The organism is Mesorhizobium sp. BAC0120, assembly GCF_033542235.1.
Lineage (GTDB): Bacteria > Pseudomonadota > Alphaproteobacteria > Rhizobiales > Rhizobiaceae > JAWRCU01.
The window spans coordinates 286,510-308,486 of the sequence record NZ_JAWRCU010000003.1 but is presented as its reverse complement, the minus strand read 5'-3'; the positions used below and the strand labels follow the sequence as shown (position 1 = coordinate 308,486).

Here is a 21,977-nt window from a genome sequence, read left to right as displayed (position 1 = left end):
GCGCATTGCTGACCTCGATTCCTTTGCATCACATTTCATGCAGCCTGCGTTCAAGTTGGACTGCTGTCCCTCTGTTTGTCATCGGATTCGTCTGAGACGGACGGTAAGTTTCGGGTCCGATGCGCTAGCGATAGCCAGACGCGTCGGCCGGCTTGCCCGCCTCCTGGATCTCCACGATGTAGCGCCAGGCGTCCGGGCGCGAGCCGTCCAAATCAGTGAAACCGTAGACCTTGGCCAGGCCGCCGCTGGACAGCGACTGTCCGTTCCAGCGCGATCGGTCGGGGTCTGCCGCGAGAGCCGCAACGGCGCGGCCGACGAAGCTCGGGGTCTCGGAGATCACGAAATGCGGCGTCTCGGCGAGAGCGTCGCGCCAGTTGTCTTCACCTACGCCGTAATGTTCCAACATCATCTCCGAGCGCAGCCATCCGGGCGTGATCGAGACCGAGGTCGCGCCACGCGGCCCCAGATCTTTGGCATGCGCCCAGGCCATGCGGTTAACCGCGACCTTGGCAAGATCGTAGAATGGCGAGAGCCGGTAATGGCTTGCATTATATTCCGCGGTACCGTCCGTCACCTCGACCAGGAGTCCGCCCGGCCTCTCGATCAGCAAGGGGAGGGCATAGTGCGCCGTGACAAGATGCGTATCGATGCCGAGCCTCAGCATGCGCAGGCCGTTCTCGAGATCGTGCTCCCAGACCGGCTTGTTCCATTCGAACAGCTTTTCCCCACCCCAGATGTCATTGACGAGGATGTCCAGACGGCCCTGCTCGGCGCGGATTCGTTCGACGAGGCTCCGCACTTCGTCGGCGACGAGATGATCGACCCTGACGGCGACGCCATTGCCGCCGGCCGCCGAGACCAGCTCCGCAGTTTCCTCGATCGTTTCCGGCCGGCCATATTCGGATTGATGGTCGCGCGTGGTCCGGCCGGTGACGTAGACGGTCGCGCCCGCGGCGCCCAGCTCGACCGCGATGCCACGGCCTGCCCCGCGTGTTGCGCCGGCCACCAATGCAACTTTCCCTTGAAGCATCGTCGTACTCTCCCGAAGCTGCATTCCTGCAAATTGACGGCTGTCGATATAGATATATAAATGACTATTCGGTTATAAATAGAAGGTCAAGATGCCTCGTCCCAAGACATTGTCCGACAGGGAAGTGCTGGAAGCCGCGCTGAAGCTGATCCATGAGCGGGGGCCGGAGACACTTACCTTTGCGAGCCTTGCAAAGGCCTGCGCTCTCTCACCCGCAACGCTGGTGCAGCGATTCGAGAGCAAGGCCAGGCTGAAGCAAAGCGCCCTGCTGCATGCCTGGGACCGGCTGGACGAGAAGACGGCGAGGCTTGCGGAGGCTGTTGCCAAGACACCCGATGGCGCGGTCGAGCTGCTTGTCGGGCTGTCGCGGGACTATGGCGGCATCGAATCCTATGCCGAAGGGCTGCTGGTCCTGCGCGAGGACCTGCGCGACCCGGTTCTGCGCGCGCGCGGGGCGGCCTGGAAAGCCATCCTTTCGGCTGCTCTCGACGGCTGCTTCTCTTCCGTCCCGCATGCCCCGCAAGGCATGGGCCTGCTGATCGCGGCGCAATGGCAAGGTTCGCTGCTCTGGTGGGGCTTCGACCCGCAGGGGAAGGTGGAGGATTTCGTCGCAGAAGGTCTCAGGCGCTTTGTTGCTGCCATCGTCGCGGCCGCGCCGGCGGGATAGGCGCGTGCCAATATGCGCAAAATGATATCCGATCTTGTCTGTTGCTGATTTTTTGCACAACGGTTCATTCTCGCTTCGCGTTGCCAAGTGTCGTCCAAAGCGGGACAATGCGCCTAGCAATCAATCCAGGGAGTGAAACATGATCGAGTACGGGCATTTCATCGGCGGCGAGCGCGTCGCCGGCACGAGCGGCCGCAGCCAGGAGGTCTTCCAGCCGATGGACGGCACCGTACGCGGCATGGTCGCGCTCGCTTCCAAATCGGAGCTCAGGAAAGCCGTAGAGAACGCAAAGGCGGCGCAGCCGGCCTGGGCGGCCACCAACCCACAGCGCCGGGTACGCGTGCTGATGAAGTTCCTCGAACTGGCCAACAAGGAGTACGATTCGCTCGCCGATATCCTCGCGCGCGAGCACGGCAAAACCATTGCCGACGCCAAGGGCGACATCCAGCGCGGCCTCGAGGTCGTCGAGGTCTGCATCGGCGCGCCGCACATGATGAAGGGCGAGTTCACCGATGGTGCCGGCCCGGGCATCGACGTCTATTCGCTGCGCCAGCCGCTTGGCGTGGTGGCCGGCATTACCCCGTTCAACTTCCCGGCCATGATCCCGCTTTGGAAGATCGCGCCGGCGATCGCCTCCGGCAACGCCTTCATCCTGAAGCCGTCCGAGCGCGACCCAGGCGTGCCGCTGCGCATCGCCGAACTCTTCATCGAAGCGGGGTTGCCGGCCGGCATCCTCAACGTCGTCAACGGCGACAAGGAGGTGGTGGACGCGATCCTCGACGATCCGGATATCAAGGCTGTCGGATTTGTCGGCTCAACCCAGATCGCGCAGTATATTTATGCACGGGGCTGCTCGGCCGGAAAACGGGTACAGTGCTTCGGCGGCGCCAAGAACCACATGATCGTCATGCCCGATGCCGACATGGACCAGACGGTCGATGCGCTTATCGGCGCCGGCTACGGCTCGGCAGGCGAGCGTTGCATGGCGATCTCGGTTGCGGTTCCGGTCGGCGAGAAGACGGCCGACCTGCTGATGGAAAAGCTCATCCCGCGCGTCGAGAGCCTGAAAGTCGGGCCTTCGACCGACGCCAGCGCCGACTTCGGCCCGCTGGTGACCAGGCAGGCGTTGGAGCGCGTCAAGGGCTATGTCGATCTCGGCGTGAAGGAAGGCGCCAAGCTTGTTGTCGACGGCCGCAACTTCAAGATGCAGGGCTATGAGAACGGCTACTATATGGGTGGGTGCCTGTTCGATGACGTGAAGCCCGAGATGCGCATCTACAAGGAAGAGATCTTCGGCCCGGTGCTCTCGGTGGTGCGGGCGAAGAATTACGAGGAGGCGCTGCGGCTCCCGAGCGAGCACGAATACGGAAACGGCGTCGCAATCTTCACCCGCGACGGCGACGCCGCGCGCGACTTCGCCGCGAAGGTGCAGGTCGGCATGGTCGGCATCAATGTGCCGATCCCGGTGCCGATCGCCTACTACACCTTCGGCGGCTGGAAGGCCTCGGGCTTCGGCGACCTCAACCAGCATGGCCCGGACGCATTCCGCTTCTACACCAAGACGAAGACGGTCACCTCGCGCTGGCCGTCCGGCGTCAAGGAGGGTGCCGAGTTCGTCATTCCGACGATGAACTGATTTCCTAGGAGTAGATGCAATGGAGTGCGATCCTGCGCTCCTTTGCATTGCAACTCGTCTGATTGAAAATTGCTGTCTGATCCTCTAAGTAGGCATAATAACTACTTTAGGTGCGGCATGGACGAAACCATTTCTGCTGCGGAGGCCAATCGCGAGTTCTCGCGTCTTTTACGCGAAGTGCGCGAGGGAAAGAGTTATGTCGTGACCAGCCATGGGCGGCCCGTGGCCAAGCTGGTGCCGATTGATGCCGACAAGAGCTCGCGAGAAAAGGCGAAGCAGGAGCTTTTGGCGGAGCTCCGAACTCGCCCGATTGTCAATGTCGGACCTTGGACTCGTGACGAACTCTACGACGATTGATGAAGATCGCGCTTGATACCAATGTCCTGGCCTATGCCGAGGGCATCAACGATCCCGTCAGGCATCACTCCGCCATCCGACTTATTGAAGGGCTACAGCCGCAAGACTGTCTTATCCCGGTTCAGGTGCTCGGCGAACTCTTTAATGTCATAATTCGTCGACGCCAACATACGCGGGAATATGCCCGGCAGCGCATCGAGCGATGGAGCAACACATTCCGCAAACTCGATACGACCACGGACACTTTGGTGATAGCGATCCGGTTGGCTGCCGAGCATGAGTTGGCGATTTGGGATGCTGTTGTTCTTGCCACGGCCTCCATTGCCGGTTGCCGTCTGCTGCTGTCCGAAGACATGCAGGACGGCTTTACCTGGGGTGGCGTCACGGTCGCAAATCCTTTCGCCGACGAGCCGCATCCTTTGCTGGCGGCAGCGCTTGCCGCCAGGTAGGGCCTGTCGTCGCCCGTTCGCAGCCTTACCGAACTGCCTCATCAAAGTGATGGAACGGTTAGGCCGTGAGCCGGTTGGATATGACCGGATGCTGGGAGGGCGTTCAGGTCATGAAACGAGGTGATGCTGCCGGCGCGGTGAACTGATCACATGCCGTCTCCGGCGCTTGGCGGCGAAGGAGACGCATGATGAACCGGTTTGCATTTGTCCTCGGCGCGCTTTCCTGTATCGCATTGGTTGGCCCCGCTGCAGCCCAGGCCGAACACCCAACCTGCGGGCCTCGCAAAGAGGTCGTCGCAAAACTTGCCCAGGATTTCAAAGAGAGTCAGCAGTCGGTCGGCGTCGTCAACGCGCAGGCGCTGCTGGAGGTCTTTGTTTCCGGCGCCGGAACCTGGACGATCCTTGCGACCGGCACCGACGGCAACAGCTGCATTCTTTCGGCCGGCAAGGATTGGGATAGCCTGAATTTCGTCAGAGGGCTCGATACCAAGCTGCAGCGCCCGGCCGCCGCGGTGCCGTCTTCCAGATAGCAGGATCGGGGTCCATCGACCACGATGCTGCGATCCGGCCGGTGAGTGTGCGCTGCAGGTGCTGCGGCAGGAGGCTCATTCTCGGCACGAATAATCTGTCTCATTGTGTCGCCACGGCTTCGGCGTAGCGCCGCAGCAAAGCCATCAGCCGTGCTGCTTCTTCGCCGGCCTCGACCGCGTCGCCGCTCAGGATCGCGCGGATCAGCGCCACGTGCCGCTCGGCGGCGGCGGCCACGCCGGTGTCGGCCTGATAGCGGAACCAGAAGCGCCGGCTATGGGTCTGCAACGGCGCCGCCAGCCGCGCCGCGAACGGGTTGTCCGCGGCGGCGCTGAGCGCATCGTCAAGCGCCTTGTCGGCTTCAAGAAAGGCGATGACATTGCCGGCAATCACCGCCTTCTGCATGGCGAGCGCAGCCGCATGGAACTGATCCGCAGTCTGCTGCGTGGCGAACCGCGCCGCTGAGCGCGCCAGCACGATCTCCACGCCGTTTCGAGCATCGAGGACGCGCAGCCAGTCCGCCGGATGAAGCGGAGCAATGGCCAGTCCGGCGCGCGGTCGCACTTCGACCAGCCCTTCCCAAGCGAGCCGCTGGATTGCTTCACGCACCGGCGTGCGGCCAAGCCCCACCTTTTCGATCAACGCCCCTTCCGTCGCCACGCTGCCGGGCGGCAGTTCGAGCGTGACGATTAGCCGTTCGAGCGCGCGATAGGCGCGTGCGGCGGCAGGGGCAGCCTCAAGGGCCGGATCGGCTGTAAGCAACTGTGGCTCCATTGATATATCTTTAATATATCAGACGCGAAAGTCGATTGACAGCCTCGCCCGGCTTGAGATATATCACTGATATATCAGAAGGAGAACAGTCATGTGGGCCGGCGTCTTCCCAGCAGTCACGACCAAATTCACCGAGGACGATCGCCTCGACCATGCGGAAAACGAGCGCTGCTTTGCCTTGCAGCTCGAAGCCGGCGTGGATGGCCTGATCGTCTGCGGCTCGCTCGGCGAGGGGCCGATGCTGTCGCATGACGAGAAGCTCGAGGTCTTTGCGACGGCGCGCAAGATCGCCGGCAAGAAGCCTGTACTTCTGACAATCAACGAGCCGGCCACGCGCGACGCTGCCGCCCTTGCGAAGCGGGCCGCCAAGGCGGGCGCCGATGGTTTGATGGTCGTGCCGAGCCCGATCTATCACACCAACCCGGATGAGACGGTGGGCACGCTGAAGGCAGTTGCCGCCGCCGGCGGCCTGCCGGTGATGATCTATTCCAACCGCATCGCCTATCGCGTCGACGTCACCATCGACATCATGGCCGAGCTGGCATCGGATCCGCTCTTCGTCGCCATCAAGGAATCCTGCGACGACATTCGCCGCTCGACCGAGATGATCAACCGCTTCGGCGACCGCTTCGACCTTTTCACCGGCGTCGACAATCTCGCTTTCGAGGCACTGGCTGTCGGCGCCGTCGGCTGGGTAGCCGGGCTGGTCTGCGCCTTCCCGAAGGAGACGGTCGCAATCTACAAGCTGATGAAGGCCGGCCGCACGGCGGAAGCTCTCGCCATCTACCGCTGGTTCCGCCCGCTGCTCGACCTCGACGTCTCGACCTATCTCGTCCAGAACATCAAGCTCGCCGAGGTTTTCGCCATCGGCACCAATGATCGGGTACGCATGCCGCGCAAGCCGCATTCAGGCGAGCGGCGCGCGGCAATCGAGAAGCTCGTCAAGGACGCCATCGCGACGCGGCCGGAACTGCCGAAGATTTGAGCGACGCCATCGCGGCAGGCGTTCTTCTCCCCGTTAACGAGGAGAAGATGGCGGCAGCCAAATGAGGGGCGGCGCAAGCCATGCAGGAAATTTCTACATCTGACGAGGGGAGGCGCAGCCCCTCATCCGCCCTTCGGGCACCTTCTCCCCGTAGACGGGGAGAAGGGGACGGAGATGAGGCCGACATCATCATCGTCGGTGCCGGCATCATCGGCATCTGTGCTGCTGCCTACCTTGCCGAGGCGGGACGCTCGGTCACGCTGATCGACCGCACGGGCGTCTGCGAAGAGACGAGCTCGGGCAATGCCGCGGCCTTCGCCTTCTCCGACGTGCTGCCGCTAGCGCATAAAGGGATGATCGCGCAGGTGCCGAAATGGCTCACCGACCCGCTCGGCCCGCTGTCCATCCCGCCCAGCTATCTGCCCAAGCTGCTCCCCTGGCTGCTGCGCTTCTGGCGGGCAGGACGACCCGGCTGCTACGAGGCGAGCCTTGCCGCGCAAGGCGCAATGATGAAGCTTGCCGAGGCTGAATGGGCCGCGCTGATGGAGCGTTCAGGCACCAGGCCCATGCTGCGGGAGGACGGCTCGCTCGAGCTCTACGAAAGCGAGGCCGAATTCCAGGCGTCGCTACCTGGCTGGGCAGCGCGCGACAGGTTCGGCATCGACTACAGGCATCTCGGCAAGGACGAGATCGCCGAGTGCCAGCCTGGCCTGTCGCCGCAGTTCGTGCGCGGCACTTTCGTTCCCGGCTGGAAGACGGTCGCCGACCCGAAGCTGCTCGGCAAGGCGATCTGGAGACACGCCGAGGAAAAGGGCGCCGCCTTCCTTCACGGCGATGTGGGTCTCGTGCTTCCGTCCGGCGGGCGCATCGCGGTCCAGCTGCGGCAGGGCCGTACGCTGCTTGCGCGGCAGGTCGTGATCGCCGCCGGCGCCTGGTCGCATCTCATCGCGCGTCAGCTGGGCGATGCGATCCCGCTAGAGACGGAGCGCGGCTACAACACGACGCTGCCTACGACCGCCTTCGACGTGAAGCGGCAACTGATCTTCTCCGGCCACGGCTTCGTCATCACGCCGCTGGAGACGGGGCTACGCGTCGGCGGCGCCGTCGAGCTCGGCGGCATCCGGCGTCCACCCAATTTCGAGCGTGCGAAGGCGATGCTCGCGAAAGCAAAGCGCTTCCTGCCCGGGCTCGACGATCGGGGCGGATGCGAATGGATGGGCTACCGGCCGTCCCTGCCCGACTCGCTTCCCGTCATTGGCCAGGCCCGCTCGAACCCGAACGTGTCTTACGCCTTCGGTCATGGCCACCTCGGCCTCACCCAGGCGGCCGCCACCGGGCGGTTGATCCGCGATCAACTCCTCGGGCAGACTCCGGCGATCGATATCTCGCCATTCAGCCCGCGACGGTTCTAGTGCAGCATGTATTGAACGGAGTCATTCATCCTGCTCTAGATTTTTGATTTCGCAGCATGATCTTTTCCGAAAACGCTGCAACCTTCGGGATCTTGCTCAAGCCAGGGAACAGACAATATGGCCCGCCATTCCTTCTTCTGCATCGACGGTCACACTTGCGGCAATCCGGTCCGCCTGGTCGCCGGAGGCGGTCCGCGGCTCGAGGGCGCTACCATGATGGAACGGCGCGCGCATTTCCTCGCCGAATATGACTGGATCCGCACCGGCCTGATGTTCGAGCCGCGCGGCCACGACGTGATGTCGGGCTCGATCCTCTACCCGCCGACCCGCGAGGATTGCGACGTTGCGATCCTTTTCATCGAGACCTCCGGCTGCCTGCCGATGTGCGGCCACGGCACGATCGGAACGGTGACCATGGCGATTGAGAACGGGCTGGTGAAGCCGAAGAGTCCGGGTGTGCTGAGGCTCGACACGCCGGCCGGGCTTGTCGTGGCCGAGTACAGGCAGGTCGGCGAATATGTCGAGGAGGTGAGGATCACCAACGTGCCGTCCTTCCTCTATGCGGAAGGCCTGACGGTCGAATGCCCGGTGCTCGGCGAGATCAAGGTGGATGTCGCCTATGGCGGCAATTTCTATGCGATCGTCGAGCCGCAGCAGAACTATCGCGACATGGCCGATCACTCCGCCGGCGAACTGATCGCTTGGAGCCCGGTCGTGCGGCAGCGCCTCAACGAGAAGTACAGCTTTGTCCATCCGGACAATTCGGGGATCAACCGGCTCTCGCACATGCTCTGGACCGGCGCACCCAAGAAGGAGGAAGCCGACGCGCGCAACGCCGTCTTCTATGGCGACAAGGCGATCGACCGTTCGCCCTGTGGCACGGGAACCTCGGCACGCATGGCTCAGCTTCACGCCAAAGGCAGGTTGAAGGCCGGCGACAGCTTCGTCCATGAATCGATCATCGGCTCGCTCTTCAAGGGCCGCGTCGAACGCGAAACGAGCGTCGCCGGCAAACCGGCGATCATCCCTTCGATCGGCGGTTGGGCGCGCATGACCGGTCACAACACCATCTTCATCGACGACCGCGATCCCTTCGCGCATGGCTTTGTGGTGGCCTGAAACATCATTTCGTCTTGCGGCGCTTTCCCTTGGGATAGCGCAAGAATTCTTCGATAATCGATCAAGTCGCGCAAAACGCTTTCGTGAAAGCACCGCACAAAAACGGAATCGCCAAAGACATTGCGTTGTGCCAATGATAGCGTCGCGCTAGTCCAATAAGCCGCACGGCATCAATGCATGGAGCCCGCGCGAGATGGGGAGAAGCGCGGGATATCGGAAAATGCCGTTGCATTCCGGGCTTGACCGATTAGGACTAGGGGCAAGATCAAAAAGGAATGCGACCGAAAGGCGACATTCCTGGGGAGCCGTTTACACATGGAATATTTCTTCCAGCAGCTTATCAATGGGCTGACGCTGGGGTCGATCTATGGGCTGATAGCCATCGGTTATACGATGGTCTACGGCATCATCGGCATGATCAACTTCGCCCACGGCGATGTGTTCATGATAGGTGCCTTCGTCGCACTGATTGTCTTTCTGATCCTGCTCAGTCTCTTCTACAGCGTGCCGGTGGCGATCGCGCTGCTCATCATGATGATCGTCGCCATGCTGGTGACCAGCCTCTACAACTGGGTGATCGAGCGCGTCGCTTACAGGCCCTTGCGCGGGTCTTTCCGGCTGGCGCCGCTGATCACCGCGATCGGCATGTCGATCACGCTCTCCAACTTCGTCCAGGTCGCGCAGGGACCGCGCAACAAGCCAATCCCGCAGCTGGTCTCGCAGACATACCAGGTCGCCGGCATCACCATCTCGCTCAAGCAAATCGTCATCTTCCTGATAACGGCGGCGATGCTGGTCGTGTTCTGGTACCTGGTCAACAAGACCCCGCTCGGTCGCGCCCAGCGCGCCTGCGAGCAGGATCGCAAGATGGCGGCGCTGCTCGGCGTGGACGTCGATCGCACGATATCGATCACCTTCATCATGGGCGCGGCGCTTGCCGCCGTCGCCGGGACGATGTTCGTGATGTATTACGGCGTCGTCGTCTTCTCCGATGGCTTCGTGCCGGGCGTGAAGGCCTTCACCGCGGCGGTCCTCGGCGGCATCGGCTCGCTTCCAGGCGCGGTCGTGGGAGGCCTCCTGATCGGCGTCATCGAATCGATGTGGTCGGCCTATTTCTCGATCGATTACAAGGACGTCGCCGCCTTCTCGATCCTTGCCATCGTTCTGATCTTCCTGCCGTCCGGCATTCTCGGACGTCCGGAAGTTGAAAAGGTCTAAGCTCATGGCGCAAGCAGTCACCACTGCCCGCGAAGAGGCTGAGAACGTCTTCCCCAACGCGCTGAAGGAAGCCGGTTACGCGGCACTCATCTCCTTCGGCCTTTTCGTCCTCTTGATCGGACTGAAGACCGACCAGAACATTCGTAATGAATTGATCCTGGTGCCGCGCTGGGGGCTGCTCGCGATTGTGGTCGCCATCACGGCGATCGGCCGCTTCCTCTATGTCGCATACGCTGCGCCCTACTTCACGGCGTCGCGACGGGCCGCAGCCAAGCGCGAGGTGCGTGTCGAGGAGGCCGAGCCCGGCCTCATCCGCAGAAACTTCAACAAGATCGGGATCGCAGCGCTGCTGCTCTACCCGGTCGTCATGGTGGGGCTGTTCGGCTTTCAGGGATCGCTGAAATGGGTCGATAATTTCGGCATCCAGGTCCTGATCTATGTGATGCTGGCCTGGGGCCTGAACATCGTCGTGGGCCTCGCCGGCCTGCTGGACCTGGGCTACGTCGCCTTCTATGCCGTCGGTGCCTATTCCTATTCGCTGCTGGCCACGCATTTCGGTCTGTCCTTCTGGATTCTCCTGCCCGCGGCCGGCATCCTCGCTGCCTTCTGGGGCATCATGCTCGGCTTCCCGGTGCTCAGGCTCAGGGGCGACTATCTGGCAATCGTCACGCTCGCCTTCGGCGAGATCATTCGCCTCGTGCTGATCAACTGGCGCGAGGTCACGAATGGCTCGGCCGGTATTTCCGGCATTCCGAAAGTCACCTTCTTCGGACTGATGTCGTTCGACATCTCGGCTCCCAACTACATCGGCAAGGTGCTCGGCATTGCCGCCTCGGGCGCCTATTACAAGATCTTCCTCTACTATCTCATCTTGATGCTCTGCCTGCTCACGGCTTTCGTGACGGTCAGGTTGCGGCGGCTGCCGATCGGCCGTGCCTGGGAAGCATTGCGCGAGGACGAGATCGCCTGCCGCTCGCTCGGGATCAATACGACCAAAACCAAGCTCACCGCCTTCGCCATGGGCGCGATGTTCGGCGGGTTCGCTGGCTCGTTTTTTGCCGCCCGCCAAGGCTTCGTCAGCCCCGAATCCTTTGTCTTCCTGGAGTCGGCCATCGTGCTGGCGATCGTCGTGCTGGGAGGCATGGGCTCGCTCGGCGGCATCGCCGTGGCTGCCCTGGCGATGATCGGCGGGACCGAGATCCTGCGCGAGTTGACGTTCCTCAAGGTGATCTTCGGAGAGAGCTTCACCCCGGAACTCTACCGCATGCTCCTGTTCGGGTTGGCCATGGTGATCGTCATGCTGTGGAAGCCGAGGGGCTTCGTCGGCAGCCGTGAACCGACGGCCTTCCTGCACAAGCGCAAAGCCGTGTCGGCATCATTCGCCAAGGAAGGCCACGGTTGATGAACGAGAGTACCAGCTCAATGGACAGTCCGATCCTCAAGGTCGATCATCTGTCGATGAAGTTCGGTGGACTGGTCGCTATCGGCGATCTTTCGTTCGAGGCCAGGCGCGGTGATATCACTGCGCTGATCGGGCCGAACGGCGCGGGCAAGACCACTGTCTTCAATTGCATCACCGGCTTCTACAAGCCGACCGAGGGCATGATCACCCTTGCCGGACGCGATGGCCGCCAGTTCCTGCTCGAGCGCATGCCCGATCACGAAATAACGGCCAAGGCCAAGGTGGCGCGCACGTTCCAGAACATAAGGCTGTTCACGGGCATGACGCTGCTCGAGAATTTGCTCGTCGCGCAGCATAACAAGCTGATGCTCGCCTCCGGCTATACGGTGCTCGGGCTGTTCGGCTTCCCCGCCTACCGGCAGGCGTCGCGCGCCTCGATCGAGCTGGCCGAGCATTGGCTGGAGAAGGCAAAGCTGGTGGACCGGGCGGACGATCCGGCCGGTGATCTTCCCTACGGCGCGCAGCGCCGGCTGGAAATTGCGCGTGCCATGTGCACCGGTCCCGAGCTGCTCTGCCTCGATGAGCCGGCGGCCGGCCTCAACCCCCGCGAGTCGGCCGATCTCAACGGGCTCCTCAACGACATCAAGAATACGACCGGCACTTCGATCCTGCTCATCGAGCATGACATGTCGGTCGTCATGCAGATTTCCGATCACGTGGTGGTGCTCGAATATGGGCGCAAGATCTCGGACGGCAATCCGGAGCATGTGCGGACAGATCCGCGCGTGATCGCCGCCTATCTCGGTGTTCCCGACGAGGAGGTGGAAGAGGTGCTCACCACGGTCGGAGATGACGCGGTGCTCGAGCAGCTCGACGCAAGACCTGATGCGCAGCATGGACCACAAAGCTCCTCGTCCATGATGGCCGGTTCCATGTGGGATTCCATCGAACACGCCGATCCGGAAGGCGAGCGCGTCACGATCTCCCCGTATGCGTTCCGGACCGGTCGCGATGCGCCAGCGGCGCCGGACGGCTCCACGGACGGGGCGCCGAACAATGCGCCGGGCGCGAAGACGTCTGCAGCGAAGCCGTCCTCGAACTCGAAGCGCGGGGGTAAGTGATGGCGTCGGGAAGGGCCCTGCTCAGCGTCGAGGGCGTTGAGACCTATTATGGCAACATCCGCGCCTTGAACGGCGTCAACGTGTCGGTGGACGAGGGTGAGATCGTCGCGCTGATCGGCGCAAACGGCGCCGGCAAATCGACGCTCATGATGACGATCTTCGGCAACCCGCGCGCCCGGCGCGGCATGATCCGCTTCGCCGGCCGGGACATCACCGAATTGCCGACGCATGAGATCGCACGGCTGAGGATCGCGCAGTCCCCGGAAGGCCGGCGCATTTTTCCGCGCATGACCGTGCTGGAAAACCTGCAAATGGGCGCAAGCCTCGACCGGCTCAAGCATTTCGATGAGGACGCGGAGAAGGTCTTCACGCTCTTTCCCCGGCTCAAGGAACGGCTGCGTCAACGCGGCGGCACGCTGTCGGGCGGCGAGCAGCAGATGCTTTCCATCGGGCGGGCGCTGATGGCGCGGCCCAAGCTCCTCATGCTCGACGAGCCGTCGCTAGGCCTTGCCCCGCTGATCATCAAGCAGATCTTCGATGCTATCAAGGAGCTCAACCGGAGCCAGGGCCTCACCGTGTTCCTTGTCGAGCAGAACGCCTTCGGCGCGCTGAAGCTGGCGCATCGCGGCTATGTGCTGGTCAACGGCAGCGTGACGATGAGCGGCACCGGCAAGGACCTGCTTGCCGACCCGGATGTGCGGGCCGCCTATCTCGAAGGCGGGCATCATTAGGAGCGCAGGATGCAAGGCATTTTGTACGAGCAAGGCTTGGCGCAGTTCCTGGGCGTCACATGGGTGCTCGGCGGCGGTGCCGCCTGGATGACCGGACGCGCCTGCGCGCAAACCTGGCGGCCCTTTACGATCCTTGTCCTGTACCTGCTCGGACTCGGCATCGCCGTCCGCTTCATCCACCACGCGCTCTTCCTGGGCACGATGTTCTCGCTTCACTACTACATCGTGGATACAATCGTGCTGTTGATCTTCGGCACGCTGAGCTACAACTACACACGTACCAACCAGATGGTCACCCAATATTACTGGCTTTATGAAAAGGCATCGCCCTTGACTTGGAAGCCCAAAAACCAGAGCTGAGGGATATTCACCAATTGCGCCGGTTCCGGAGTGAATCGGCGTGACAACTGCCGGGAAATCGGCAAACTAGGCTTTCTGCGATATGGGTGGGCATCGCATGAAAGCAATATCCTCGCCCACCCAGTACAATGGGAGTGTTTCTATGAGAAAAGCACTATTGTCCGCCGTTGCCGTAGCCGCCGTCATGGCGTTCAGCGGCAGCGCCTGGGCAGACGTCCTGATGGGCGTCGCCGGCCCGATCACCGGCCCGAACGCAGCCTTCGGCGCGCAGCTCCAGAAGGGCGCTGAGCAGGCGGTGGCCGACATCAACGCAGCGGGCGGCATCAACGGCGAGAAGATCGTCCTCTCCATCGGCGACGACGTCTCCGACCCGAAGCAGGGCATCTCGGTCGCCAACAAGTTCGTCGCCGACGGCGTCAAGTTCGTGGTCGGTCACTTCAACTCGGGCGTCACCATCCCTGCCTCGGACGTCTATGCCGAGAACGGCGTGCTGGTCATCACGCCTGCGGCGACCAATCCGCAGCTCACCGAGCGCGGCCTGTGGAACGTGTTCCGCACCTGCGGACGCGACGACCAGCAGGGCGGCGTCGCGGGTGGCTATCTCGCCGCCAACTTCAAGGACGGCAAAGTCGCGGTGATCCACGACAAGACCCCATATGGCCAGGGTCTCGCCGACGAAACCAAGAAGGCGATGAACAAAGACGGCATGCAGGAAGTCCTCTATGAGGGCATCAATGTCGGCGACAAGGACTTCTCGGCGCTCATCGCCAAGATGAAGCAAGCCGGCGTCACCATGGTCTACTACGGTGGCCTGCATACCGAAGCCGGCCTGTTGATGCGCCAGATGGCCGACCAAGGCCTCAAGGCAGGCTTCATGTCGGGTGATGGCATCGTGTCGAACGAGCTTGCCTCGATTGCCGGCGACGCTGTCAACGGCACGCTGATGACGTTCGCTCCCGATCCGCGCAAGAACCCGGCCGCAAAGGAGCTCGTCGAGAAGTTCCGCGCAAACGGATTCGAGCCGGAAGCCTACACGCTCTACGCCTACGCTGCGACGCAGATCATCGCTGAGGCCGCCAAGAAGGCCGGCTCGCTCGATCCGCAGAAAGTCGCAGAGACGATCAAGTCGAGCGGCCCGTGGGCGACCGCCATCGGCGACATCGGCTACAACGAGAAGGGCGACATCACCCGTCCGGACTACGTCATGTACCAGTGGAAGAAGGGTGACGACGGCAAGTACACCTACTTCGAGAAATAAGCCGGCGAAACTCGGCTAAACGAATGCCCGGCGCCCGGCGCCGGGCATTTTTTTTGAGTAAGCGGCGCATTTTCGATTGATCGGCCGGGCTGCCAATTATGTTTGCACTGCAGCATTTTCACGCTAGAACGCGATGAACTGGAGTGGAGTCATTCAGCTCTTTCCAGCTGTCCTTGCAGCATGATCTTAGCCGAAAAGCATGCAACTTTCCGGGATCACGCTCTAGTTGTTGCAGCATAGCTTTCGCCGGCTCCGGAGCTTCCCCTTTGCCGATCACCAAGATCCTCGTCGCCAACCGTTCCGAGATCGCCATCCGCGTTTTTCGCGCTGCCAACGAGCTCGGCATCAAAACGGTCGCCATCTGGGCGGAAGAAGACAAATATTCGCTGCATCGCTTCAAGGCTGACGAATCCTACCAGGTCGGCCGCGGCCCCCATCTGGAGCGCGACCTCGGACCCATCGAGAGCTACCTGTCGATAGCCGAGGTGATCCGAGTCGCCAGGCTGTCGGGCGCGGACGCCATCCACCCCGGCTACGGCCTGCTGTCGGAAAGCCCCGAATTTGCGGAGGCCTGCGCGGCGAACGGTATCATCTTCATCGGCCCGTCGCCTGAGACGATGCGCAGGCTCGGCAACAAGGTTGCGGCGCGCAACCTGGCAAAAGAGGTCGGTGTGCCCGTCGTTCCCGCCACCGAACCGCTGCCGGACGACATGGCGGCCGTAAGGGAGATGGCGGCCGAAATCGGCTTTCCCGTCATGCTCAAGGCCTCATGGGGCGGTGGCGGCCGCGGCATGCGCGTGATCCGTTCCGAGGCCGATCTCGCTCGCGAGGTGATGGAGGCCAAACGCGAAGCCAAGGCGGCGTTCGGCAAGGATGAAGTCTATCTGGAGAAGCTCGTCGAGCGCGCCCGCCATGTCGAGGTGCAGGTGCTCGGCGACAAGCACGGCAATGTCGTCCATCTGTTCGAGCGCGACTGCTCGATCCAGCGCCGGAATCAGAAAGTCGTCGAACGCGCGCCGGCGCCTTATCTCGATGCCCTCCAGCGAGGCGAGCTCTGCGATTACGCATTGAAGATCGCGAGGGCTACCGACTATGTCGGCGCCGGCACGGTCGAATTCCTGATGGATGCCGATACCGGCAAGTTCTACTTCATCGAGGTCAATCCGCGCATTCAGGTGGAGCACACAGTCACCGAACAGGTGACGGGCATCGACATCGTCAAGGCGCAGATCCACCTTCTCGAAGGCGAAGTGATCGGCACGCCGGCTTCGGGCGTGCCGCCACAGTCGGACATCCGCCTCAACGGCCACGCGCTGCAGTGCCGCATCACCACCGAGGATCCGGAGCACAATTTCATCCCGGATTACGGCCGCATCACCGCCTATCGCGGCGCGACCGGCTTCGGCATCCGCCTCGACGGCGGCACTGCCTATTCGGGCGCCGTGATCACCCGCTACTACGACCCGCTGCTCGAAAAGGTCACCGCATGGGCGCCAACGGCGAGCGAGGCGATCGCCCGCATGCACCGCGCCTTGCGTGAGTTCCGCATCCGAGGCGTGGCGACGAACCTCACTTTCCTGGAAGCGATCATCAGCCACCCGCATTTCAGGGATAACAGCTACACGACGAAGTTCATCGACACGACGCCGGAGCTCTTTGCCCAGGTGAAGCGGCAGGATCGCGCGACCAAGCTCCTCAACTATCTCGGCGACGTCACGGTCAACGGTCATCCCGAGGCGCGCGGCCGCCCGCGGCCGAAGGCAGACGCCGCGCCCCCGGAAGTGCCCTATCTCAATGGCACCATCTCTCCCGGCGCCAGGCAGAAGCTCGATAAGCTCGGGCCCGAAAAGTTCGCCGAGTGGATGCGCGGCGAGACGCGCGTCCTGGTCACCGACACGACGATGCGCGACGGCCACCAGTCGCTGCTGGCGACGCGCATGCGCACCTACGATATCGCCCGCATCGCCGGCATATATGCACGGGCACTGCCGCAGCTTCTGTCGCTCGAATGCTGGGGCGGTGCGACCTTCGACGTCGCCATGCGCTTCCTCACGGAGGACCCATGGGAGCGCCTGGCCCTGGTTCGGGAGGCCGCGCCCAATCTCCTCATGCAGATGCTTCTGCGAGGCGCCAACGGAGTCGGCTACACCAACTATCCCGACAATATCGTCCGCCATTTCGTGAAACAGGCCGCGACCGGCGGCATCGACCTCTTTCGTGTTTTCGACTGCCTCAACTGGGTCGAGAACATGCGGGTCGCCATGGATGCCGTGCGCGCGGAGAACAAGCTCTGCGAAGCGGCGATGTGCTACACTGGCAACATCCTCGATCCCGCCCGAGCCAAATACGACCTGAAATACTATGTCGATCTCGCCAAGGAGCTGGAGGCGGCTGGCGCCCACATCATCGCCGTGAAGGACATGGCGGGATTGCTCAAGCCGGCTGCGGCCCGCGTGCTCTTCAAGGCGCTGCGCGAGGAGACGGACCTGCCGATCCATTTCCATACGCATGATACGTCCGGCCTGTCGGCGGCCACAGTGCTCGCCGCAGTGGAGAGCGGGGTCGATGCGATCGATGCAGCCATGGACGCGCTGTCCGGCAACACCTCGCAGCCCTGCCTCGGCTCGATCGTCGAGGCGCTGAAGGGCAGCGACCGCGATCCCGGCCTCGACACCGAATGGATCCGTCGCATCTCCTTCTACTGGGAGGCCGTCCGCAACCAGTATGCGGCCTTCGAGAGCGACCTCAAGGGGCCGGCCTCCGAGGTCTATCTGCACGAGATGCCGGGCGGACAGTTCACAAACCTCAAGGAGCAGGCGCGCTCGCTCGGGCTCGAAACACGCTGGCATCAGGTCGCGCAAGCCTATCACGACGTCAATATGATGTTCGGCGACATCGTCAAGGTGACGCCGTCGTCCAAGGTGGTCGGCGACATGGCGCTGATGATGGTGAGCCAGGACCTTACCGTCACCGATGTCGAGAACCCGGCCAAGGACATCGCCTTCCCGGATTCGGTCGTCTCCATGCTGCGCGGCGACCTTGGCCAGTCGCCCGGCGGCTGGCCTGAGGGGTTGCAGAAGAAGGCGCTGAAGGGCGACAAGCCGATCACCGTGCGGCCCGGCTCGCTGCTCAAACCCGCCGACCTCGACGCGCTGCGCAAGGAGCTCGAGGAGAAGCTCGGTCGCAAGGTCAGCGAGTTCGAGCTGGCCTCCTCGCTGATGTATCCGAAGGTGTTTGCCGACTTCGCCGCGGCACAGGAAATTTACGGCCCTGTCAGCGTGCTGCCGACGCCGGTCTATTTCTACGGCATGCGCCAAGAAGACGAGATCTTCGTCGAGATCGAGCGCGGCAAGACGCTTGTGATCCGCTGTCTCGCGATCGGCGAAGCCGACGACAAGGGCATGGTTACCGTCTTCTTCGAGCTCAACGGCCAGCCGCGCCGCGCCAAGGTGCCGGACCGCAGCCGCGCGGCCAGCTCAAAGGCTCGCCGCAAGGCGGAGCCGGGCAATGAGGCGCATGTCGGCGCGCCGATGCCGGGCGTGGTCTCGACGGTCGCGATCTCCGCCGGGCAACCGGTGAAGGCGGGCGACGTGCTGCTCTCGATCGAGGCGATGAAGATGGAGACGGCGCTGCACGCCGAGCGCGATGGCGTCATCGCGGAGCTTCTGGTGCACGCCGGCGATCAGATCGACGCCAAGGACCTGCTGGTGGTTTACGGCTAGAGCCGGGGTGCGCGTGGCCCACCACTTTCGCCCCCGCCGGCCTTGACTTCCGATTAGATCGATTCAATTCCCTGCGGACCGAAACAGCGGGTTCGCCATGGACGCCACCAATTCGACTGTCACCGCTGCTCGCGGCCGCTGGGCCGTGGCGGCGATGTTTCTCGTCAACGGCTTTCTGACCGGCAGCTGGGCACCGCAGATTCCGCTGGTGCTCACGCGCCTCGAGATCACCGAGTTCACGCTCGGCCTGCTGATCCTGTGCTTCGGGCTCGGCGCATTGTCGGCGATGCCTTGGAGCGGCTATTTGATGTCGAAGCACGGCACGCGCAAGGTACTGACGGTGTTCGCCTTGCTGGCGAGTTTCGGGCTGCTCGCCGTCGCGCTCTCGCCCAATGTCTGGATCGCGGCCGTCGCGCTCTATGCCTTCGGGGCGCTGGCCGGCAGCATGGACGTCGCCATGAACGCCAATGCCGTGGTGGTCGAGCAGAAGCTCGGGCGAGCCGTGATGTCGTCCTCGCATGGTTTCTGGAGCCTCGGCGGCTTCGCAGGCGGCGCCCTTGGCGGCATCTTCATCCAGAGCTACGGCTATCTTCCACATGCCGTCATCGTCACGGTGATTGCGCTTGCCGCCGTCGCGGTTGCGATTCCACGGCTGGTGAGCGAGGAGCGGCCGGTTCATCACGAGCACGCCAAATTTGCGCTGCCGCGCACGCCGACGGTCTATCTGGTCGGACTGCTGGCGCTCTTTTCCATGATTCCCGAAGGCGCCGTGCTTGACTGGGGGGCGCTCTACCTGCGCCAGGAGCTCGGCGCCGACCTTGCGACCGCCGGCTTCGCCTACGCAGGTTTTGCCGCCACCATGGCGATGATGCGCTTCCTCGGCGACCGCGTGCGCAACCGCTACGGTGCGGTGACGACCTTGCGTGTCTCGAGCCTGATCGCTGCGGCTGGCATGTGCGTGGCCGGCCTTTCACCGTGGCCATGGCTGGCGATCGCGGCTTTCGCCTTCTGCGGCTTCGGAATCGCCAACATGGTGCCGATCGCCTTCTCGGCAGGCGGCAACCAGCCGGGCATGGCCTCCGGCACCGGTATGGCCATCGTCACGACCATGGGTTATTCCGGCATCCTGATGGCGCCGTCGGGAATCGGCTTCACGGCCGAGCACACCGGCTTTGGCCCCGTCTTCATCGCCCTGTCGGCCCTGCTCGTCGTGGTCTGCCTGATGGGCTCGCTCGCGCGCACGGCGGATTTCACGGCTCAGCCGGCGGAGTAGCGTCTTAGTTCGGTGTACAGGAAGTCGGCCAGGCGACGTATGCGCAGGCTGGTGCGCACATCGGCATGCATGGCGAGCCACACCGGCAGCGACGGTAGCTTCAGGTCAGGCAAGATGATCTCCATTGTGGGATCGCCTCGCACAAGCGGCAGCTGAGCAACGCTGATCCCATTGCCTGCCCGAACGGCCTCCCAGCAGAAGATCTGGTTGTCGCTGCGCAGGCGAAAGGCGTCGCGGGCCAGCGGCAGGCCGAGCTCCGCGAGGCCGTGGATGAGCTCCTCGCCGCGGTCGAAGCCGACCAAATCGTGGTCGCGCAGCTGTTCGAGCCGTGTCGGCCGGCCGCGCCGATCGAGATAGGCGCGCGCTGCGCAGGCGACGAGCGGAATGTCGGTGACCTTGCGCGCGACGAGCTCGTTCTGCATCGGCTCGACCATGCGGATCGCTATGTCGGCGTCACGGCTGAGCAGGTTCTCGACCCGGTTCGAGGCGACCACCTCGACCTGAATGCCGGGTTCCTCCTCGGCCAATCTCGCCAGCATTGCCGGCAGCACACAGGCCGCGACGACCTCGCTCGCCGCGACCCGGACCGATCCTTCGATCGCCTCTACGGCGCCGAGCGCCAACCGCGAAAAGGCGGCAGCCTGGTCGCTTACCGCCTTGCCGCGCTCATAAAGCGCGGTTCCCGCATCGGTAAGCACATAGCCGCCGCGGCCACGGCGGAAGAGGGTGACGTCCAGTGCCTTCTCCAGCTCGGCGATGTGGCGGCCGATCGTAGGCTGGCTGGAAGACAGCGTGCGGGCCGCCGCCGACAGGCTGCCGGTCTGGGCAACCGTGACGAAGCTCTTGATGAGGTTCCAGTCCAGCTCGGCCATATTCAATATTGAATATCAAGCCATCGAAATCAGTCAATTATCACTCGGTTTCGAATGTCGCATATCTCGGTCATCCAAAACTAAAGGAGAAAACCGAGATGAGCACGATTGCAGTTCTGGGCGCCAGGGGCCGGCTCGGCCGCACGGTCGCCAAGGCCTTCCTCGATGCCCGCTACAAGGTGCGCGCCGTCACACGCGACGGCAGGCTGCCGGCCGAGCTCACCGGAGCGACTGGCATCGCCGCGGACGCCCTGGATCAGGCTTCGCTCGTCGCGGCGACGAAGGGCGCAGACATCGTCTTCAACGGGTTGAACCCGATCTATTCGGACTGGAGCAGCTGCCTGCCCATGGCCGAGAACGTCATGGCGGCGTGTCGCGCCAATGGCGCGCTGCATCTCTTCCCCGGCACGGTCTACAATTTCGGCTCGCCGATGCCGCCGGTCCTGACCGAGGGCATGCCGCAGCGGCCCACCACCGAGAAGGGTCGCATCCGTGTCGCAATGGAAGCGCTGTTCCGGAGCGAAGCGGAGACGGGCCGGGTCCGCACTTCTATCGTCAGGGCCGGCGACTTCTTCGGCGGCAAGGGCACCGGCTCATGGTTCGATCTCGTGGTCGCGAGCAAGCTCGACAAGGGCATCTATACGGCACCCGGCGAGGTCGATCTGGTGCATGAATGGACCTACCTGCCGGACTACGCGGCGGCCTTCGTCGCCCTTGCAGGCAGGCGCGACGCGCTCGGCAGCTACGAGGATTTCAACTTTGCCGGCCATCCGGTCACCGATCTCCAACTCAAGGCAGCGACCGAAGAGGTGCTTGGCCGCAGCCTGAAGCTGGTCTCGATGCCTTGGTGGGTGCTGCGCCTCGGCAGCCCATTCATGCCGATGTGGAAGGCGATCGTGTCGATGTCGTATCTACGCTTCGAGGAGCATCGGCTGGCGGCGGGGCGGTTGGAAAGCGTGGTTGGCCCGCTTCCGCACACGGCGCTGCCGCAAGCTGTCGCGGGCGCGCTCGCCGATCTCGGCTGGTCGCAGACACATGCCAGAGTTGCCGCCTGAGAGACAAT

At 63.2% G+C, this 21,977-nt stretch carries 19 protein-coding genes and 1 pseudogene; 17 read left to right on the top strand and 3 right to left on the bottom strand.

The features are described from left to right. Positions 1-124: 124 nt before the first annotated feature. Complete coding sequence (locus SAZ10_RS08360) at positions 125-1,030, bottom strand: SDR family oxidoreductase (protein ID WP_318608745.1); 906 nt, start codon at positions 1,028-1,030, stop codon at positions 125-127. Between the two features lie 91 nt (positions 1,031-1,121). Here SAZ10_RS08360 and SAZ10_RS08355 point away from each other — a divergent pair, with 91 nt between their 5' ends. From SAZ10_RS08355 to SAZ10_RS08335, 5 genes are all read left to right on the top strand, one after another. Continuing rightward, the gene (locus SAZ10_RS08355) at positions 1,122-1,697 is read left to right on the top strand and encodes a TetR/AcrR family transcriptional regulator (protein WP_318608744.1); all 576 of its coding nucleotides are present in this window, start codon (positions 1,122-1,124) and stop codon (positions 1,695-1,697) included. A gap of 139 nt (positions 1,698-1,836) precedes the next feature. Further along, the gene (locus SAZ10_RS08350) at positions 1,837-3,333 is read left to right on the top strand and encodes a CoA-acylating methylmalonate-semialdehyde dehydrogenase (RefSeq protein WP_318608743.1); all 1,497 of its coding nucleotides are present in this window, start codon (positions 1,837-1,839) and stop codon (positions 3,331-3,333) included. Positions 3,334-3,450: 117 nt separating this feature from the next. Further along, positions 3,451-3,690, top strand: coding sequence for a type II toxin-antitoxin system prevent-host-death family antitoxin (locus SAZ10_RS08345; protein ID WP_318608742.1), 240 nt, complete (start codon positions 3,451-3,453; stop codon positions 3,688-3,690). Further along, on the top strand, positions 3,690-4,139 hold the full coding sequence (locus SAZ10_RS08340) for a PIN domain-containing protein (RefSeq protein ID WP_318608741.1): 450 nt from the start codon (positions 3,690-3,692) through the stop codon (positions 4,137-4,139). The genes SAZ10_RS08345 and SAZ10_RS08340 overlap by 1 nt, the downstream gene beginning before the upstream one ends. A gap of 185 nt (positions 4,140-4,324) precedes the next feature. Further along, positions 4,325-4,669: a hypothetical protein gene (locus tag SAZ10_RS08335; protein ID WP_318608740.1), complete on the top strand. Its 345-nt coding sequence runs from the start codon at positions 4,325-4,327 to the stop codon at positions 4,667-4,669. Between the two features lie 100 nt (positions 4,670-4,769). Here the strand turns inward: SAZ10_RS08335 and SAZ10_RS08330 are convergent, their stop codons facing one another. Further along, positions 4,770-5,441 carry a GntR family transcriptional regulator gene (locus SAZ10_RS08330; RefSeq protein ID WP_318608739.1) on the bottom strand — a complete coding sequence of 224 codons (672 nt, stop codon included), beginning with the start codon at positions 5,439-5,441 and terminating at the stop codon, positions 4,770-4,772. A 91-nt stretch (positions 5,442-5,532) separates the two neighbouring features. On the opposite strand from SAZ10_RS08330, the gene SAZ10_RS08325 reads away from it, so the two are divergent. From SAZ10_RS08325 to SAZ10_RS08275, 11 genes and pseudogenes are all read left to right on the top strand, one after another. Then, complete coding sequence (locus SAZ10_RS08325; protein ID WP_318608738.1) at positions 5,533-6,426, top strand: dihydrodipicolinate synthase family protein; 894 nt, start codon at positions 5,533-5,535, stop codon at positions 6,424-6,426. An 80-nt stretch (positions 6,427-6,506) separates the two neighbouring features. After that, the gene (locus SAZ10_RS08320) at positions 6,507-7,838 is read left to right on the top strand and encodes an FAD-binding oxidoreductase (RefSeq protein WP_318608737.1); all 1,332 of its coding nucleotides are present in this window, start codon (positions 6,507-6,509) and stop codon (positions 7,836-7,838) included. A 117-nt stretch (positions 7,839-7,955) separates the two neighbouring features. Beyond that, a complete protein-coding gene (locus SAZ10_RS08315; protein WP_318608736.1) occupies positions 7,956-8,957 on the top strand; it encodes a 4-hydroxyproline epimerase in 1,002 nt (333 codons plus the stop codon). A gap of 315 nt (positions 8,958-9,272) precedes the next feature. Then, the gene (locus SAZ10_RS08310; RefSeq protein WP_318608735.1) at positions 9,273-10,175 is read left to right on the top strand and encodes an ABC transporter permease subunit; all 903 of its coding nucleotides are present in this window, start codon (positions 9,273-9,275) and stop codon (positions 10,173-10,175) included. Positions 10,176-10,179: 4 nt separating this feature from the next. After that, positions 10,180-11,577 (top strand): high-affinity branched-chain amino acid ABC transporter permease LivM, encoded by a 1,398-nt coding sequence (gene livM / locus SAZ10_RS08305; protein ID WP_318608734.1) that lies wholly within the window; start codon positions 10,180-10,182, stop codon positions 11,575-11,577. Next, a pseudogene (locus SAZ10_RS08300) lies at positions 11,577-12,665 on the top strand (ABC transporter ATP-binding protein); the annotation flags it as partial. The gene livM and the pseudogene SAZ10_RS08300, both read left to right, overlap by 1 nt. Before the next feature lie 32 nt (positions 12,666-12,697). Beyond that, positions 12,698-13,429 carry an ABC transporter ATP-binding protein gene (locus SAZ10_RS08295; RefSeq protein ID WP_318608733.1) on the top strand — a complete coding sequence of 244 codons (732 nt, stop codon included), beginning with the start codon at positions 12,698-12,700 and terminating at the stop codon, positions 13,427-13,429. A gap of 9 nt (positions 13,430-13,438) precedes the next feature. After that, the gene (locus SAZ10_RS08290; RefSeq protein ID WP_318608732.1) at positions 13,439-13,789 is read left to right on the top strand and encodes a DUF6867 family protein; all 351 of its coding nucleotides are present in this window, start codon (positions 13,439-13,441) and stop codon (positions 13,787-13,789) included. Between the two features lie 142 nt (positions 13,790-13,931). Beyond that, complete coding sequence (locus tag SAZ10_RS08285) at positions 13,932-15,047, top strand: branched-chain amino acid ABC transporter substrate-binding protein (RefSeq protein ID WP_318608731.1); 1,116 nt, start codon at positions 13,932-13,934, stop codon at positions 15,045-15,047. Positions 15,048-15,313: 266 nt separating this feature from the next. After that, positions 15,314-18,769: a pyruvate carboxylase gene (gene pyc, locus SAZ10_RS08280; RefSeq protein WP_318608730.1), complete on the top strand. Its 3,456-nt coding sequence runs from the start codon at positions 15,314-15,316 to the stop codon at positions 18,767-18,769. Positions 18,770-18,866: 97 nt separating this feature from the next. Then, the gene (locus SAZ10_RS08275; protein ID WP_318608729.1) at positions 18,867-20,042 is read left to right on the top strand and encodes an MFS transporter; all 1,176 of its coding nucleotides are present in this window, start codon (positions 18,867-18,869) and stop codon (positions 20,040-20,042) included. On the opposite strand, the gene SAZ10_RS08270 is transcribed toward SAZ10_RS08275, so the two are convergent. Next, a complete protein-coding gene (locus tag SAZ10_RS08270; RefSeq protein WP_318608728.1) occupies positions 20,027-20,914 on the bottom strand; it encodes a LysR family transcriptional regulator in 888 nt (295 codons plus the stop codon). The two genes, SAZ10_RS08275 and SAZ10_RS08270, sit on opposite strands and share 16 nt — an antisense overlap. 98 nt (positions 20,915-21,012) lie before the next feature. Between SAZ10_RS08270 and SAZ10_RS08265 the strand changes: the two genes are divergently transcribed. Beyond that, complete coding sequence (locus tag SAZ10_RS08265) at positions 21,013-21,969, top strand: NAD-dependent epimerase/dehydratase family protein (protein WP_318608727.1); 957 nt, start codon at positions 21,013-21,015, stop codon at positions 21,967-21,969. Positions 21,970-21,977: the final 8 nt, after the last annotated feature.

Bases quoted from the DNA above. Each gene is read 5' to 3' on its own strand.
- livM (WP_318608734.1), top strand. From the start codon at position 10,180: ATGGCGCAAGCAGTCACCACTGCCCGCGAAGAGGCTGAGAACGTCTTC.
- SAZ10_RS08350 (WP_318608743.1), top strand. From the start codon at position 1,837: ATGATCGAGTACGGGCATTTCATCGGCGGCGAGCGCGTCGCCGGCACG.
- SAZ10_RS08315 (WP_318608736.1), top strand. From the start codon at position 7,956: ATGGCCCGCCATTCCTTCTTCTGCATCGACGGTCACACTTGCGGCAAT.
- SAZ10_RS08285 (WP_318608731.1), top strand. From the start codon at position 13,932: ATGAGAAAAGCACTATTGTCCGCCGTTGCCGTAGCCGCCGTCATGGCG.
- SAZ10_RS08360 (WP_318608745.1), bottom strand. From the start codon at position 1,030: ATGCTTCAAGGGAAAGTTGCATTGGTGGCCGGCGCAACACGCGGGGCA.
- SAZ10_RS08275 (WP_318608729.1), top strand. From the start codon at position 18,867: ATGGACGCCACCAATTCGACTGTCACCGCTGCTCGCGGCCGCTGGGCC.
- SAZ10_RS08325 (WP_318608738.1), top strand. From the start codon at position 5,533: ATGTGGGCCGGCGTCTTCCCAGCAGTCACGACCAAATTCACCGAGGAC.
- SAZ10_RS08265 (WP_318608727.1), top strand. From the start codon at position 21,013: ATGAGCACGATTGCAGTTCTGGGCGCCAGGGGCCGGCTCGGCCGCACG.
- SAZ10_RS08335 (WP_318608740.1), top strand. From the start codon at position 4,325: ATGATGAACCGGTTTGCATTTGTCCTCGGCGCGCTTTCCTGTATCGCA.
- SAZ10_RS08310 (WP_318608735.1), top strand. From the start codon at position 9,273: ATGGAATATTTCTTCCAGCAGCTTATCAATGGGCTGACGCTGGGGTCG.
- SAZ10_RS08295 (WP_318608733.1), top strand. From the start codon at position 12,698: ATGGCGTCGGGAAGGGCCCTGCTCAGCGTCGAGGGCGTTGAGACCTAT.
- SAZ10_RS08270 (WP_318608728.1), bottom strand. From the start codon at position 20,914: ATGGCCGAGCTGGACTGGAACCTCATCAAGAGCTTCGTCACGGTTGCC.
- SAZ10_RS08330 (WP_318608739.1), bottom strand. From the start codon at position 5,441: ATGGAGCCACAGTTGCTTACAGCCGATCCGGCCCTTGAGGCTGCCCCT.
- SAZ10_RS08320 (WP_318608737.1), top strand. From the start codon at position 6,507: ATGCAGGAAATTTCTACATCTGACGAGGGGAGGCGCAGCCCCTCATCC.
- SAZ10_RS08345 (WP_318608742.1), top strand. From the start codon at position 3,451: ATGGACGAAACCATTTCTGCTGCGGAGGCCAATCGCGAGTTCTCGCGT.
- SAZ10_RS08355 (WP_318608744.1), top strand. From the start codon at position 1,122: ATGCCTCGTCCCAAGACATTGTCCGACAGGGAAGTGCTGGAAGCCGCG.
- SAZ10_RS08290 (WP_318608732.1), top strand. From the start codon at position 13,439: ATGCAAGGCATTTTGTACGAGCAAGGCTTGGCGCAGTTCCTGGGCGTC.
- SAZ10_RS08340 (WP_318608741.1), top strand. From the start codon at position 3,690: ATGAAGATCGCGCTTGATACCAATGTCCTGGCCTATGCCGAGGGCATC.